Annotated in this window: 15 protein-coding genes; 4 read left to right on the top strand and 11 right to left on the bottom strand. The window is 50.6% G+C overall.

Features of this window, described 5'->3' with window-relative positions:
• Window positions 1-110: 110 nt before the first annotated feature.
• From AC1VOR_RS14230 to AC1VOR_RS14180, 11 genes are all read right to left on the bottom strand, one after another.
• Window positions 111-1,157: an ABC transporter substrate-binding protein gene (locus AC1VOR_RS14230; RefSeq protein WP_482618609.1), complete on the bottom strand. Its 1,047-nt coding sequence runs from the start codon at window positions 1,155-1,157 to the stop codon at window positions 111-113.
• Window positions 1,158-1,198: 41 nt separating this feature from the next.
• Window positions 1,199-2,005 carry an ABC transporter permease gene (locus AC1VOR_RS14225; protein WP_059048811.1) on the bottom strand — a complete coding sequence of 269 codons (807 nt, stop codon included), beginning with the start codon at window positions 2,003-2,005 and terminating at the stop codon, window positions 1,199-1,201.
• On the bottom strand, window positions 2,002-2,853 hold the full coding sequence (locus AC1VOR_RS14220) for an ABC transporter permease (RefSeq protein ID WP_482618608.1): 852 nt from the start codon (window positions 2,851-2,853) through the stop codon (window positions 2,002-2,004). Before AC1VOR_RS14220 ends, AC1VOR_RS14225 begins: the two co-directional genes overlap by 4 nt.
• The gene (locus AC1VOR_RS14215) at window positions 2,850-3,824 is read right to left on the bottom strand and encodes an ABC transporter ATP-binding protein (RefSeq protein WP_482618607.1); all 975 of its coding nucleotides are present in this window, start codon (window positions 3,822-3,824) and stop codon (window positions 2,850-2,852) included. The genes AC1VOR_RS14220 and AC1VOR_RS14215 overlap by 4 nt, the downstream gene beginning before the upstream one ends.
• A 320-nt stretch (window positions 3,825-4,144) precedes the next feature.
• Entirely contained in the window at window positions 4,145-4,900 is a 756-nt protein-coding gene (locus AC1VOR_RS14210; protein ID WP_482618606.1) for an SIMPL domain-containing protein, read from the bottom strand.
• 144 nt (window positions 4,901-5,044) lie between these two features.
• Window positions 5,045-5,314 carry an HPr family phosphocarrier protein gene (locus AC1VOR_RS14205; RefSeq protein WP_018751856.1) on the bottom strand — a complete coding sequence of 90 codons (270 nt, stop codon included), beginning with the start codon at window positions 5,312-5,314 and terminating at the stop codon, window positions 5,045-5,047.
• A gap of 107 nt (window positions 5,315-5,421) precedes the next feature.
• The gene (gene whiA, locus AC1VOR_RS14200) at window positions 5,422-6,351 is read right to left on the bottom strand and encodes a DNA-binding protein WhiA (protein WP_482618605.1); all 930 of its coding nucleotides are present in this window, start codon (window positions 6,349-6,351) and stop codon (window positions 5,422-5,424) included.
• A gap of 5 nt (window positions 6,352-6,356) precedes the next feature.
• The gene (locus tag AC1VOR_RS14195) at window positions 6,357-7,301 is read right to left on the bottom strand and encodes a gluconeogenesis factor YvcK family protein (protein WP_059048846.1); all 945 of its coding nucleotides are present in this window, start codon (window positions 7,299-7,301) and stop codon (window positions 6,357-6,359) included.
• A gap of 81 nt (window positions 7,302-7,382) precedes the next feature.
• Window positions 7,383-8,273, bottom strand: coding sequence for an RNase adapter RapZ (gene rapZ / locus AC1VOR_RS14190; protein ID WP_059048806.1), 891 nt, complete (start codon window positions 8,271-8,273; stop codon window positions 7,383-7,385).
• A gap of 74 nt (window positions 8,274-8,347) precedes the next feature.
• Window positions 8,348-9,298: an ROK family glucokinase gene (locus tag AC1VOR_RS14185; RefSeq protein ID WP_482618604.1), complete on the bottom strand. Its 951-nt coding sequence runs from the start codon at window positions 9,296-9,298 to the stop codon at window positions 8,348-8,350.
• Window positions 9,299-9,518: 220 nt separating this feature from the next.
• Window positions 9,519-10,808, bottom strand: a complete 1,290-nt coding sequence (locus AC1VOR_RS14180; protein WP_482618603.1) for a DUF438 domain-containing protein — start codon at window positions 10,806-10,808, stop codon at window positions 9,519-9,521.
• A gap of 236 nt (window positions 10,809-11,044) precedes the next feature.
• Here AC1VOR_RS14180 and AC1VOR_RS14175 point away from each other — a divergent pair, with 236 nt between their 5' ends.
• From AC1VOR_RS14175 to AC1VOR_RS14160, 4 genes are all read left to right on the top strand, one after another.
• Window positions 11,045-11,725, top strand: coding sequence for a response regulator transcription factor (locus AC1VOR_RS14175; RefSeq protein ID WP_482618602.1), 681 nt, complete (start codon window positions 11,045-11,047; stop codon window positions 11,723-11,725).
• Complete coding sequence (locus AC1VOR_RS14170; protein ID WP_482618601.1) at window positions 11,722-13,119, top strand: HAMP domain-containing sensor histidine kinase; 1,398 nt, start codon at window positions 11,722-11,724, stop codon at window positions 13,117-13,119. The genes AC1VOR_RS14175 and AC1VOR_RS14170 overlap by 4 nt, the downstream gene beginning before the upstream one ends.
• A gap of 116 nt (window positions 13,120-13,235) precedes the next feature.
• Window positions 13,236-14,150 carry an ABC transporter ATP-binding protein gene (locus tag AC1VOR_RS14165; protein WP_482618600.1) on the top strand — a complete coding sequence of 305 codons (915 nt, stop codon included), beginning with the start codon at window positions 13,236-13,238 and terminating at the stop codon, window positions 14,148-14,150.
• Window positions 14,147-14,863, top strand: a complete 717-nt coding sequence (locus tag AC1VOR_RS14160) for an ABC transporter permease (protein WP_482618599.1) — start codon at window positions 14,147-14,149, stop codon at window positions 14,861-14,863. Before AC1VOR_RS14165 ends, AC1VOR_RS14160 begins: the two co-directional genes overlap by 4 nt.

Below are 14,863 nucleotides of genomic sequence, written 5' to 3'. Positions count from 1 at the left end.
TTGCTGGTAGCTTTTCATGTACATCCCAGGATACAAAAAACGTCGTAGTCTCCCTAGTCAGGAGACCACGACGCTCTCATATTCCATTTGCTGCTATTAACCGTAATCCACTATTCCCGTCCGCTCTTCAGTTCTGTCCAAAGACGATCATAAAGCTGCAGCTTATCGGACACATCCCCAAGCCACTCTGTACGGGACAGTTCCTCCTCAGACAGGTTAATCATTTTATCGTTCAGATACTCTTCACTATGGAATTCGGCGGCCTTTGTATTCGGATCACTATAGCCGATGGATTCATAATTCTTGGCACTGATCTCCGGAGTCATCATAAAGTTGATAAATTTCTCGGCCAATTCTTTATTCTGCGCATCCTTTGGAATGGCATAGTTATCCGACCAGATCGTTCCGCCTTCCTTCGGTACGACATAAGCCACATCCGGATTATCCTGAGCGATAAAGGAGGCATCTCCCGACCATACGGTAGCAATCCAGCCTTCCTCCTGAATCATCTTCTGCTTGATATTATCCGTATCGAAGGCAAGTACACTAGGCAAGAGACTCTTCAAATCAGCTACAGCTTGATTAATTTGCCCTTCATCTGTCGAACTGTTGGATTGCCCGTTCTTCTTGAGCGCCATCCCGATGACTTCACGGTTATCGTCTAGCAAAATAACCTTGCCCTTATATTCAGGATTCCACAGGTCCTCCCAGCTATCGATCTCATCTTTGACATATTTGGTGTTGTAGGCAATGCCCGTGACTCCCGACATGTAAACGATGGAGTATTTGTTCCCCGGGTCGTAGGACGGGTCCTTATAAGCATCCGATAACCCCTCAAAATTCGGGATGTTGTTCATATCCAGCGGTGCCAGCAAATCCTGCTTGATCATCGTAGCCACCATATAATCGGACGGTTGAATCAAATCATATCCGCCCCCGCCTGCCTTGATCTTGGCCAGCAAATCCTCGTTGTTGGCAAATACGTCATAGTTAATCTTTACGTCAAACTCTTGCTCGAACTGCTCCAGCACTTCCTCGTCAAAGTTATCGGCCCAGCTATAAATATTGAGTGTTTCCTTCGACGATCCACACCCGGATAGTAGTCCGGTTACCATCATTCCCGCCAGCACCAGGCCAGCCCATTTTATTTTTTTCAATTCTCGATCTCCCTTCTTGTCTAACCTTTTACTAACAGAGCTTAAAATGGCAGCATCGACTTCTTCTTCTGGCCCTTGCCACGATTCAACATAAATTGCGCCAGGAAAATTAAGGTCACGGTCACTACGATCAAAATCGTACACAACGCGTTAATTTCCGGGGAAATACCCCGTTTGACCTGTCCGTAAATGTAAATGGGCAATGTTGTTGAATTCGGCCCACTGACAAAAAAGCTGACCATAAAGTCGTCCAGCGACAATGTGAATGCGATCAATGCACCGGATATAATCCCTGGCGAAATTTGCGGTAGAGTCACATGACGGAAGGTTTGCCACGCGCTGGCACCCAAATCCTGAGCCGCTTCCTCCAGTTGTCCCCCCATCCCCGATAATCGAGTCGTTACGACAACATAAACGTAAGACAAGCTAAAGGTAATATGAGCGATAATAATCGTTATCTTGCCCAGCGGCATGTTGATTTGATTGAACAAGACCAACAAGCTTAACCCCATAATAATGTCCGGAATAATAATAGGCAGATACAATAGTCCACCCATTCCGGTCTTGAAACGTCTTCCCAGCTTGCGCATGGCCAGAGCAGCCAACGTACCCAATACCGTCGAGACGATGGTTGAGACGGCAGCCACAATCAAACTATTGGTAAGTGCCTCCATGACATGTCGATTCTGAAATAGGGAAATGTACCAATCAAATGTAAAACCGCTCCAATCCGCGGCCAGCCTGGAACTGTTAAATGAATACGCCACAATAAATCCGATGGGCACATAAATGAAGATCATTAACAGCAAAGAGTGTATGCCCAAGATCGGGTGATTCTTCGTCTTCATGAGCGCACCTCCCGCGATGATTGATATCGTGAGGTCATCGCCCGATTAAAGAGCAGGATCATAATCAGCGACGTGATGACAAAGATGACCGACAACGCCGAGCCAAACGGCCAGTTGCGGGCACCCAGGAACTGGCTTTGAATGATATTGCTGATCATCGCGGATTTTGCGCCTCCAAGAATATCGGTGACGACAAACATTCCGGTAGTCGAGACATACACCAGCACGGAACCGGTCATAATCCCCGATTTGGTCTGCGGCAAAGTGATATGCCAGAACGATTTCCAGCGGGTAGCCCCAAGATCGGAAGCCGCCTCCAGCAGCTTCTTGTCCATCTGCTCCAAAGCGACATAAATCGGCAGCACCATAAACGGGATAAAGGTATACACCATTCCCAGCAGCACGGCTCCCTTGGTATACAGCATTTGCAGCGGCTCATGTATCAAGCCGGTTCCTAGCAGCAGTTCATTCACAACGCCTTGCGTTCGCAATAACAACACCCAGGCGTAGGTCCGAATCAGAAAATTAATCCAGAAAGGTACGGTAATGAGGACAAGGCCCCAGGTTTGCATTCTCGGACCGGCATTCGCAATATAATAGGCTAACGGATAGCTTAGCAGCAGACACAATGCCGTCGTAAGCACAGACAACACGATCGTATCCCAATATATACCCAAATATAGCGGGTCAAAAAACAACTTGTACGACTCCAGATTGAAGCCAGGCACCACATTGCCGAGCTCATCCCGACCCATAAAGGAAATGCCGACCACAATCAACATAGGGACAACCAGAAACAGACAGAGCCACAAGAGGACCGGCAACGTACTCAAGCTTGATCTTCTCATGAGCCGATAACCACCTCATCTTCTGACTTCCAATTCACCCCAACCGCTTCTCCAACTTGCCACGACCCCTCATCTTCTCCGCCGAGCACAACCGATACGCGCATGGGTTCATTATCAAGCTGAACAACCAACTTGTGGACACCACCCAAGTACAGCACATCCAGCACTTCGCCACTGCGCTTGGCTCCGCTAATCGCGTCACCACTAATTGCTTGTAGCTTCTCCGGCCGAACGGCAAATAACTCGCCATCACGCGAAAATACATTATTCTCTCCCACGAAGGTCGCAGAGAATAGGGTTGCCGGCTGGGCGTAGATTTCTTTCGGCGTACCGATTTGCTCTACGCGACCGCTATTCATAACCACGATGCGATCGGACATCATCATCGCTTCCTCCTGGTCATGCGTCACGTAGACAAACGTGATTCCCAAGCTCCGCTGTAACTGCTTCAACTCGGCTTGCAGACTTTTACGAAGCTGCAAATCAAGCGCGCCAAGCGGCTCGTCCAGCAAGAGAACCCGCGGTTTGTTGGCAATAGCCCGCGCGATAGCAACCCGTTGCTGTTGTCCGCCAGATAATTGATGCGGGTAACGTTTGGTTAGTGCGGTTAATTGCGTCATTTCAACCGCTTCCTGCACGCGCTCCCGCTGCTGCTGTGCTGGCATCTTTTTCATTTTCAGCCCGAAGGCGACATTTTCTTCCACCGTCATATGCGGAAACAAAGCATAATGTTGAAAGACAAGGTTCAAATCCCGGCGATTCGGCGGCAGATTCGTTAGGTCTTGTCCGTCCAGCAGGATTTTCCCTCCGGTTGGCTGTTCAAACCCGGCGATCATACGTAGAATCGTCGTTTTGCCGCAGCCGCTTGGGCCCAGCAAGGTAAGGAATTCACCTTCCTTAATTGTGAGCGATAGCGGATGCAAGGCGACCTGTCCGGCAAAGCGTTTCTCTACAGCGGCCAGTTCAATCATCTTGACATCAACTCCTGATATTAATACTTACCTCTATTTAAGAAAAAAAAGCCATATCCATTGGTATGGCTTTAACCTCTCAAACGATTCATTTTTTCGCATATTCACTATACCTTGTTTTCCTGCGGGTTACAACACTTTTTATATCCAATTTATTTAGTTCTCGCCTTTATATTCCCCTTATGCTCACGCCGCTAAACAAGGCATTAACCTATATTCGAGCTTGCTGTAAATTTGTAAAATAAATTAACCTTTGCCGCGTCTAGATACAGACGGGCAAAGGCTAATGGATGTCTCAAAGTCAGGACTTGATGTAAAATTTATTTCAACTCATAAATCACGGTCAGTGTCGTTTGCAAGTCAATTTCTCCAGGCTCAATTGCGGTGCTTTGATCTGCCACCTTCGCGGCACTGTTCAGCATCTCATAGCTCTCTCTGTACATCGGTGTGGCCATGCTGCCTTGACTCACACTTAAGACGATCCCAATTTGACGCCCGGTTGCTTTGGCAATGGCCTGCGCTTTCTTACCCGCATCGTCCACAGCCTTCTGAATCACTTGCTCTTGATATTGATCCGGGTTTTCGGTGCTAAAGCTAATATTATCGATTCGGTTGGCACCCGCAGCGGCAGCGGCATCAAGCAATTGGCCGACCTTCTCCAAGTCCCGATAAGTTACCTTTAGCGTATGCTGGGCCGAATAGCCTTTAATTTGTTGCCCTTCCTTGTCATTGTAGCTGTAATTAGGCTGCACGTAGAATTGTCCGGTTTGAATGTCCTTGTCGGCAATACCCCAAGTGTCCTTCAACAGCTTCGTCAATGCTGCAATCTTGGTTGCATTCGCAGCTTGTGCTTCCTTCGCCGTCTTCGCTTCTGTAGCCGCTCCTATCGATAAATAAGCGATGTCCGGCTTCACCGACAATTTCCCACTTCCTTCAACTGTGACAATATTGCGCGCTGATGCTTCAGCAGCATTCACCGTCTTCGGTGAATTCAATACGCCAGCCAGAAATGTACCTCCAACCACCATTGCTCCTGCAATTGCCAGTGCTGCGGCAGGCTTCATCCATGTCTTCATGATGCATGACCTCCATGTTCATATTTGATATTGCTACATTTACCTACTAGACGTGGCCGGTGGACAAATGTTGCAGCACACGCAAAAAAAGGATGGACCCGTTATTGAAACGGATGCATCCCCTCGTTTTCCTACGTCAGAAAATTACTGGTTCTCCAACTCTTCCTTGCTAACCAAACTGATTAAAGCGCTTGCCGCTTGCTCGGCATCCGCACCTTCTGCACTGATGTAAATCTCGGTACCTGTGCTAATTGCAAGACTCATAATACCCATAATGCTCTTGGCATTGACTTTTTTATCGTCCTTCTCAACGAAAACTTCGGAAGAATATTTATTCGCTTCCTGTACGAAAAGCGCAGCCGGTCTAGCGTGGAGCCCCGTCTTCAAACGAACGGTAACCGGGTGTTTGACCATGAAAACTTACCCCCTATACGAATTCAATCAACATAATCACATTCGTGGACATATAATTTATATCATTATAGCATACAGAACAGGCAACACACTAGCGCAAAAGCGGTTTAGCTACCGCGAATTTTTTCAGCAAGCTCGTCTATCTTGCGCAGACGGTGGTTTACCCCGGATTTGCTGACTGTTCCCTTCAACAGTTCGCCCACTTCCTTCAGGTTGATGTCGGGGTGAGCTAACCGGACCTCCGCAACCTCCCGTAGCTTATCGGGCAGATTTTCCAGGCCTACTTCCCTTTGCAGCAGCTTGATATTATCGATCTGCCTGACCGCGGCCCCAATCGTCTTGTTCAGGTTGGCCGTTTCGCAATTCACGATCCGGTTAACGGAGTTACGCATGTCGCGCATAATTCGCACATCCTCAAACTTGAACAACGCCTGATGCGCCCCGATGATGCTCAGCAGCTCAATAATTTTCTCGCCCTCTTTAATGTAGAAAATAAACCCTTTCTTGCGCTCGATACAACGTGCATTCAAGTGAAACTCGTTAGCGAGGTCCACCAGTGCCTTGCAGTGCTCCTCGTACATCGACGCGATCTCCAGATGATACGAGGCCCCCTCCGGATTATTTACCGAACCTCCAGCCATGAAGGCCCCTCGCAGATATGCCCGTTTACAACAGTTTTTCCGGGTAAGCTCCGGATTAATCCCCGTAGTGAAAATAAACCCTTCGGAAACGATACTCAGCTCCCCAAGAATCTCTTGCACCCGCCCTGGAATCCGCACAATGTATACATTGTTCTTCTTTAGACGCATCTTCTTGCGAACCAGCAGCTCCGTATGAATCTGGAAATGCTTCTTCAACAAGGAATAAATTCGCCTTGCGATCGCGGCGTTTTCCGTAGAGATATCCAAAATCACCTTTTTGTTCGAAACTTGTACCGAGCCGTTCATACGAATCAACGCGGATAATTCAGCCTGCTCGCAGCAAGCCGAGGCTTCGACCATGGTCAGTTCTTTTTTGGTTTGCGCCGCAAATGACAAGGGACTCACCTCTTTCGTAAAATCCAGTTTTCTACCAATTGGTAAATGTGATGACTCAATTTATCCGCATCATGCCTTAAATATCGACGGAACAGTACCAGGGTATCCGCAATCACCTTATAGCCTTGCCCGGTCACGTTGTCCCAATCCACCTGTACCGGCTTGGCGCCCTTCTCAGCATAAAAGTCTTGAACCTGTGCGGGAATTTCTCCGTCGTTCACGATAACATAATCGAATAAGTGCTGTCCCACATGGTCATAGACCGCTTGCAGATGATCGCTGACCGTATAATTGTCCGTTTCGCCGGGCTGGGTCATGACATTGCAGATAAAAATTTTAATTGCGGACGTGTTCTCCAGAACCGCTTCGGCCAGCTTGGGCACCAGCAGGTTCGGAATGATACTTGTGTACAGGCTGCCGGGACCAATCAGAATCGCATCGGCTTCGCGGATGGCCTGCACGGCCTCCGGTAATGGCTCCACAATCTCGGGCTCCAGGAAGACTCGCTTAATTCTGCCCCGCGCTTCGGGAATCTTGGACTCCCCGGTGACGCACGTACCGTCTTCCATCTCGGCATGCAACACAACCGCCTGCCCGGCAGCAGGCAACACGCGCCCGCGAACCGCAAACACGCGGCTTAACTCTCTAACGGCGGTCACGAAATCACCGGAAATATCGGTAATTGCCGCCAGGATCAGGTTGCCCAGACTATGCCCGGCTAATCCCGAACCCGTTGCAAAACGGTAGTTCAACATATCTGAAAGCAAGGGCTCAACATCAGCCAATGCCGTTAACACGTTTCTAATATCGCCGGGAGGCGGCATTTGTAGTTCATTGCGCAAGATCCCGGAGCTGCCTCCATCGTCGGCTACCGTTACAATAGCCGTGATATCGAGCGGTTTCTCTTTCAATCCGCGGAGCATGACAGACAGCCCGGTTCCTCCGCCCATCACGACAATCCGCGGAATTCTTGGTTCCTTAGCCCGATGTGTCACTAGGTTCACCTCTTAACTCGAGTTCACAGGGTCTTGTTACCGATCCCGGCCCTCGTCCCTGTGGCTGACGCGAACCGTTTCCATCTCGCTGGCACTGAGCATCCGGCCCAGATATTCGGCAATAGCGACAGAGCGATGCTTGCCGCCGGTACAGCCGATAGCGATAATGACCTGACTTTTGCCCTCTTTATGATACTGCGGAAGTAGAAAATGCAGCATATCCAGTAGCTTGGTCAGGAAGGTTTGCGTCTCCGGCCACTTCATAACATATTCATATACATCGCTGTCTTGTCCTGTGTGCGGACGAAGCTGCTCAATGTAGTGTGGGTTCGGCAGGAACCGCACATCAAATACCAGATCGGCGTCAATGGGAATGCCATATTTGAACCCAAACGAGGTAATGTTCACCGACAGATTACTGCTCTCCAGATGGGAGAAGCGGGAAATGATCTTTTCCTTAAGCTGTGCTGGCTTCATATTGCTCGTATCAATAAGCTGAGTAGCAGACAATCGAAGCTCATCCAGCATCTTACGCTCCAGACGAATGCCGTCCAGCGGCATGCCTTCAGGAGCAAGTGGATGACGACGGCGGCTTTCCTTATAGCGTTGCACCAGTACGGAGTCCGTCGCATCCAGGAACAGAATTTCGCATTTAATCGTAAAGTGCTCCTTGATATAACCCAAGGATTCCGATAACGCCGTGAAGAACTCGCGGCCACGCAAATCAATAACCAGAGCAACCTTGGCGATCTTGCCCTTGGACTGCTCGATCAATTCGGCAAATTTGGGAATCAATACCGGGGGCAGGTTATCTACACAGAAAAATCCGAGATCCTCCAGGCTTCGTACAGCCAGGGATTTACCCGCCCCTGACATGCCTGTAATAATAATCAGATTGGCGACTGAGCCTACTTCTTTGTCCGGCATCATAGTTCCCTCCTCGTGAGATTCACCTTGTCCCATCGTTGATTCCACACCATCCATTTATCTATTTTATTGTATTAAGAACGCAAGAACAGACCAGCAGCCCCAACCATACCCGCATCATTGCCGAGTGTGGCAGGTACAATTGTCATACCCGTTTGGACAGGTCCTGGCGTCAGCTTGGCGAACACGCTGCGAACCTCGTTGAACAGAATATCGCCGGCTTTGGATACGCCACCACCTACGATGAATAATTCCGGATTAAGCACGACGGCCACAGCAGCCATCGATTTACCCAAGTAGAAGGCCGCACGGTTGACAATACGGATCGATGCTTCGTCGCCAGCTTTCGCTGCATCGAAGACGTCCTTCGCTGTAATAGTCTCCACCTGAGACAGGGAAGTGCGATCGCCACGAGCTACCGCATCTTTCGCCATCCGAATAATTCCGGTTGCGGAAGAGACTGTCTCCAGGCAGCCCATTTGACCACAGCCGCAGCCGATAGCCTCCAGGTCAGGTACAACGGACATATGTCCAAGCTCCCCAGCCATGCCGGAGAACCCTTGATAAATTTTCCCATTGATGATAATCCCGCCGCCTACACCGGTTCCCAGCGTATAGCAGACACAATTGTCGATGCCTTTACCAGCGCCGCCCCAAGCTTCGCCCAGAGCCGCCACATTGGCATCATTATCTATTTTGATCGGCTTGCCGAGTCGCTCTTCCAGAATCTCGCGAATCGGAAAATCCTTCAAACCTACATTCGGCGCCAAAATAATAATACCGTCACGAACATTCGTAAATCCCGCAACACCCGCGCCCACTCCAGCTACCTGCTCCCAGGTAAATGGAGATTGCTCCACTACGGTGCGGACATAGTGTTCGATATTGGCAACGATGACATCTGCACCCTTTGCCACTTCAGTTGGGCCTTCATAGGTATGAAGAAGTTGACCTTCCTCATTGCAAATGCCGACTTTCACTGCGGTGCCGCCCAGGTCAACGCCAATGTAGATGTTTTCAGACATATTTACAAGCCACCTTTTTCTCAAATAATATGCTTCTCCTACGTTACCAACTATAAGCGAACCCTCCTATTCGGTCAAGAGAAGTAGCCGTCCCAAAGCCCTGCCGGAGCAAGGGTTCAACGCCTGTCAGCGTAGGGAGGAATGGGAAAAACCCCGGCGCGCGCGTGGCACACCGGGGCAGACGAAATGCATAGATTTAACAGAATCGGCACAAGCCGGTTCAGGACATGATCCGCTTCTGACCTTCCAGCTCACGGATGGGTGCAATGTTTTGCGTGAATTCCAGGGTGCCCAGATATCGACCGTCTTCGCTGCGAACCGCAAAATAACGAATATACACGAACTTATCCTTGAACGGAATCCAGAAATCCTCGGCATCCTTAACTCCCGTTTTAAAATCAGCCAATAGTTGTTCGACTACGTGGACGCTTTGCGGAGGATGGCAATTCTGCACGGTGCGACCAATGACCGCCTTCGTCCGGGCAAATATCCGCTCCTTGCCATGGGAGAAATAACGAACCACATCATTTTCATCAATAAATGTCAGATCCACAGGCAAGTGGTTCATGACGGCTTCCAGTTGCTCCATCGACAGCAGGCCGGTCTCGAACTTGACGAAGCCCTGCGGCGGCTGACCCACCTGCTGCTCTTGCTGTGTCTCCGCAGTAATGTCAGCGTTCTGATCTCCCCCTGATGTAGCCTGTAAAGGTACACGCTCAGGAATCCATTCCTGATCCGGGGCAGTCAAGCAGAAGCCGATCTCATCGCTCTCCTTGGCGATGCTGACCCACTCATCCTCTGTCAGCTTCTCCAAGGCCATTGGCAACAGGATGTTTTCTTCCTTGAAGATCATTTCATTAACTTCCTTAATAATCCGCTCCAGGTCAAGACACACTGTCTCCTTGTCGGCACTCCCGTCTGCCAGCTTGCCCTTCGTCTCCTTAATCATCATGCGAATGCCGTCATCCACGCCCCACATAACCGTCGTTGGCCCGTAAATGCCATACTTCTCCAGATACGGGAACAACAAATTTTCCTTCCGGCTGTAATGTTTGTCCAGATCCATCAGCAGATTTAAATCCTCCAGCAGCTTGAAGGTCACTTCCTCGCCGCCATCCTTGCGATATTTATCCAGATGCAGTTGCAGTTTGAAGTTCACCAGCCGCTCAATCTCCCGATTCTCCAGCTTGAAGGTATGAACCGGATGCCCGGGCTGCTCCTCAGGCTGGGATGAGCGGTGAATTTCCTCGATAGATCCCTTGAAGATGGCCGTATGCACGGAGCAAAGCCGCTGTACCTCCTCTACTGGAATACCTTCCTCCTCCATCAAGGCATGCTCCATGGCGGAAATTTCCGTCACCGTCACATCGCCCACCGCTTCTTCAAAGCGCGCCTTCACCTCTTCCACACTTTTGCCTTGATGCAGCTCCTTGATGATCTCCTTCAGCAATTCCTGACGACGACCTTGGCTCTGTACCCCAAACTCTCGGTTATTGATCAGCTCGCTCATGGCGTACTGCTCCCTTCTCTATTGAAATCATGAATTTTTTCGGCTTGCCACAACGACATAGAAGCTTCACGATTGTCTTGATTTCGATCATTGATAACCATTCTCAGATACAACGTAGCATGGGGGAAATTCATACTTTGTGATTGTAGTCACAAAAGAAGTGAGCAAATCTTGCCTACGTCCCGTTTCTTTTTTACCGCGTATTTGCCACAATAGAGAAAGGAGGGAATGTACCTATGCCTATAACAAACTTGCTATATATTGAAGATGATATCGAAATCGGGGAATGGGTGAGCGAGAACCTGCGGGAGCGGGGATATGATGTCACTTGGCTGACCAGCGGCGAGCAGGCGGTGGAGCAAGCTGCTGATCGTCATCTGGTCATCCTGGATGTGATGCTCCCTGGTTTGGACGGATTCACAGTAGGAGGGCGTCTGAAGCAGCAATACCCGGACCTGCCTGTACTGATGTTATCTGCCAGAACGTCGATCGACGATAAGCTGCAAGGACTAAAATTCGCCGACGATTATTTAACGAAGCCTTTCCACCCCGACGAGTTGGCTGCGCGAATCGAAGTGTTACTGCGCCGCAGCGGGGAATCACCTGCCGCAGAGCCCATTCATTTGAAGCATCTGTTGGTCTATGAAAAAGAGAACCGAATCACCGACGAAGCTACCGGGGAAGAAATCGTCCTGACCGGGAAGCAGTTTCATATATTTACTTATCTGCTGCGCCATCTCGGGCAGATATTAACCAAAGAACAGATCTACGAGGCGGTATGGAATGAGCCTTATCTGGATGGTGACAAGACCTTGATGGTTCATATTCGCCATTTACGCGAAAAGCTGGAGCGTGACCCTGCCAATCCGGAGGTCATCGAGACGATCCGAGGGATTGGCTACCGGGTGAGAACATGAAGCCGCTGAAGCTTCGCAAGCCACGCAAATCGCTGGTCACCCGCTACGTTTTGTTGCTGGCCATTGCTGTGCTTTTCATTCCGGTGCTCATTCCCGTCAGCTTCATCGCTTCCTGGGGCGTCAATCTACTGCTTGACCCGAAGGGGGCTGGTCCCGATGTTCGCCCATACGGCAATGGTCTGGACATGGAAGCGGATTGGCACCAAGCTTCCTCGAAGCTACGGGATGCCACTCCTGAAGTGATTGGCGACACGCTGAGGACGATGAAACTCAAATACCCGGATGCTGCCATGTATTGGGTTGACTCCCAGGGAACCACCCAATTACAGCTTCCAGAGCAGACCACCGTTCCCGACCAGTGGACGCTGGAGGATACCATCGCCTTTATGAAGGCGCGGGTGAACGGGGACCCCTTCACGGTTGTTGCTTATATTGGCGGAAATGAAGAAGTCCACCAAGGCTTTATGGTCTTCGAACTCCCCCGCAAGTTCATGGTAATTACTGATGACGAACGGGATGATGGACGCTTTTACGGTGTCTTCCTGGTCATCATGCTTGGGTCCTTCATCTTGTTGTCCGCCTGGTTCTTCAGTGATATTCGCAAGCGGCTGCTAAGGCTGGAGGCCGCTATGAGCCAAACGGGCGCCAACGGACTTCCCTCACCAATTCAGGAAGGACGACCAGATGAGATTGGCCGATTAGAGCAAGCGTTTAACCAGATGCTATACAAGCTGGAACATAGCCGACAGCGTGAGCAGGAGGAAGAGAATCTGCGCAAGGGCTTGATTAGTCATCTCTCTCATGACCTCCGCACGCCGCTTACCGTACTGGGCAGCCATCTCTATTCGCTGCGGCAAGAGCCCTTGACGGATCGGGGCAAGCAGTCGCTCGCCCTGATGGAGACCAAGATTAGCGATCTCTCCGGGCTAATGGATCATCTGCTCTCCTATAGCCTGCTTACCAGTAAGCGGTACGCCTTGTCCATGGAGCGCCTGGATGTGCTGCGGCTGGTACGTGAGAGTGCGGCTGCCTGGTACCCCGTCTGGGAAAAAGCAGGAATCCGTGCAGACATTGAGTTGCCCGAGCAGCCTCTGTATTGGAGCGTCGATGCTCAAGGCTTCCGCCGCGTGCTGGACAATCTGTTCCAGAATCTCGTCCGTCATGCTGGCTCTGGCGAATATGTAGGTATCTCCATGAAGCAGGAGAACGGGGCCGAAGCTCTTGTCATTAGCGACCGTGGCCCTGGTATGGAGGTTGTCTCCACCTCCCACGGCTCCGGTCTGGGCCTGCAAATCGTCGACCTGCTGCTGCGCGAAATGAATCTTGCCCGGAAGACACACACTTCCCCGGCAGGTACAGCCATATCTATCTATCCTTTGAGAGCGCCGAAGTAACGGCGCTCTTTCTTATTCCTGTGCCCCTCTTCACGCTGAATTTAAACTAATCTTAAACTTGCTCCGCCTTTCCTTTTAACCTCCCGGCGATATGATCATCTACGAGGTGATAAATTGTGAGTGAGATGATCATTCAAACGAAAGGCTTAACCAAGACATATCGTGGCCGTATGGCGGTCGATCATTTGAATCTGGAAATTGCCAAGGGGGATATCTATGGTTTCCTCGGACCCAACGGAGCCGGGAAGACTACTACCATTCGCATGCTGCTGGGCCTGATTCAGCCAACGAGTGGCTCAATCCGCATTTTTAACCGTGACATGCCCAAGGACAAGCTGGAAATTCTTCGTCATGTCGGCTCTCTCGTCGAATCTCCTTCCTACTACGGACACTTGAGTGCTATAGACAATCTGGAGGCCATCCGGCGTATCCTTCAAGTGCCGAAGTCAAGGATTCATGAAGTGCTGGAGATTGTGTCGCTGACCAGTGAGGCACGCCGTCCCGTCAAGGGCTTCTCGCTCGGGATGAAGCAGCGGCTAGGCATCGCGGCCGCCCTGCTCGGCAGCCCCGAACTGCTCATTCTGGATGAGCCTACGAACGGGCTGGACCCATCAGGTATTCACGAAATTCGTGAATTGATCAAGCATATGCCGCAGCAGTATGGCATTACCGTACTGGTATCCAGCCACTTGCTGGGCGAGATGGAACTGATGGCCAGCAAGGTAGGCATTATTCGCGAGGGTCAATTAGTGTTTCAGGATACCATTGATAATCTCCGGCTGAGATCTACGCATGACATGCAGCTTATCGTATCGGAGCCGGATTCGGCGCTGTGGATTGCCCGCGACCTTGGAGCGAGCGGAACGGCGGAGAACGGCATTCTTTCCTTTCCGGGAATGGCGGATGCGCAGGTTGCCCATCTCGTCAAGCGGCTGGTGGAGAACGGACACGACATTTACAGAGTGGAACAGAAGAAGAAATCGCTGGAGGATATTTTTATGCAGGTTATTGGGGAGCGTGGGCAGTTATGATGTTACGTTCTCTATCAGCCGACTTTCTAAAGATTCGCCGCAAGGGCATCTGGTTCCTTATCGTATTGGCGCCGGTAGGGCTCGTTGCCATGCAGGCGCTCAATTATGGTCTACGCTTCGATTACTTAAGCGTGCAGTATGCCGACGACCCCTGGGGCGGGCTGCTGATGAACGTCTCCGCCTTTGTGCCGATCGCCTTATACCTGGGATGCACATTGGTTAGCTCGCTGGTGGCGAATGTAGAGCATCAGCTCAGCTCCTGGAAGCAGTTGCTGGCCCTGCCCATCTCCCGGACTGCGGTGTTCAGCGGCAAGTTCCTGCTATGCTTCCTGTTGTTATCGGTATCCTGCATTCTGCTACCGATGGGCACGGTCATTTTGGGCTTATGCTTCGGATTTAATACCGAGTCAATGCCTTATGCCGATCTGGCTCGGATGGGGTTTTATCCTTTGCTTGCCGCCTTACCGATCTTAGCCTTGCAGCTTTGGCTTTCACTTACTTATCGCAATCCATCCCTGCCGGTGTCGCTGGGAGTGACCATCTCGATCATTTCCCCGTTTACGATGAACTTGCCGGCACAGTTCCTGCTTAACTGGCCCCTCTTCGGCTTTACCGGGCCGCACCGGGAGTGGTTTATTCTGGCTGGCCTGCTAACAGGAGGCTTCATCCTGCTCATGGGGATGCTTCACTTTAACCGAAAGGATGTGGACTAA

The organism is Paenibacillus sp. 1SOY10 (assembly GCF_056836745.1).
This window is presented reverse-complemented; position numbering and strand designations above follow the sequence as displayed.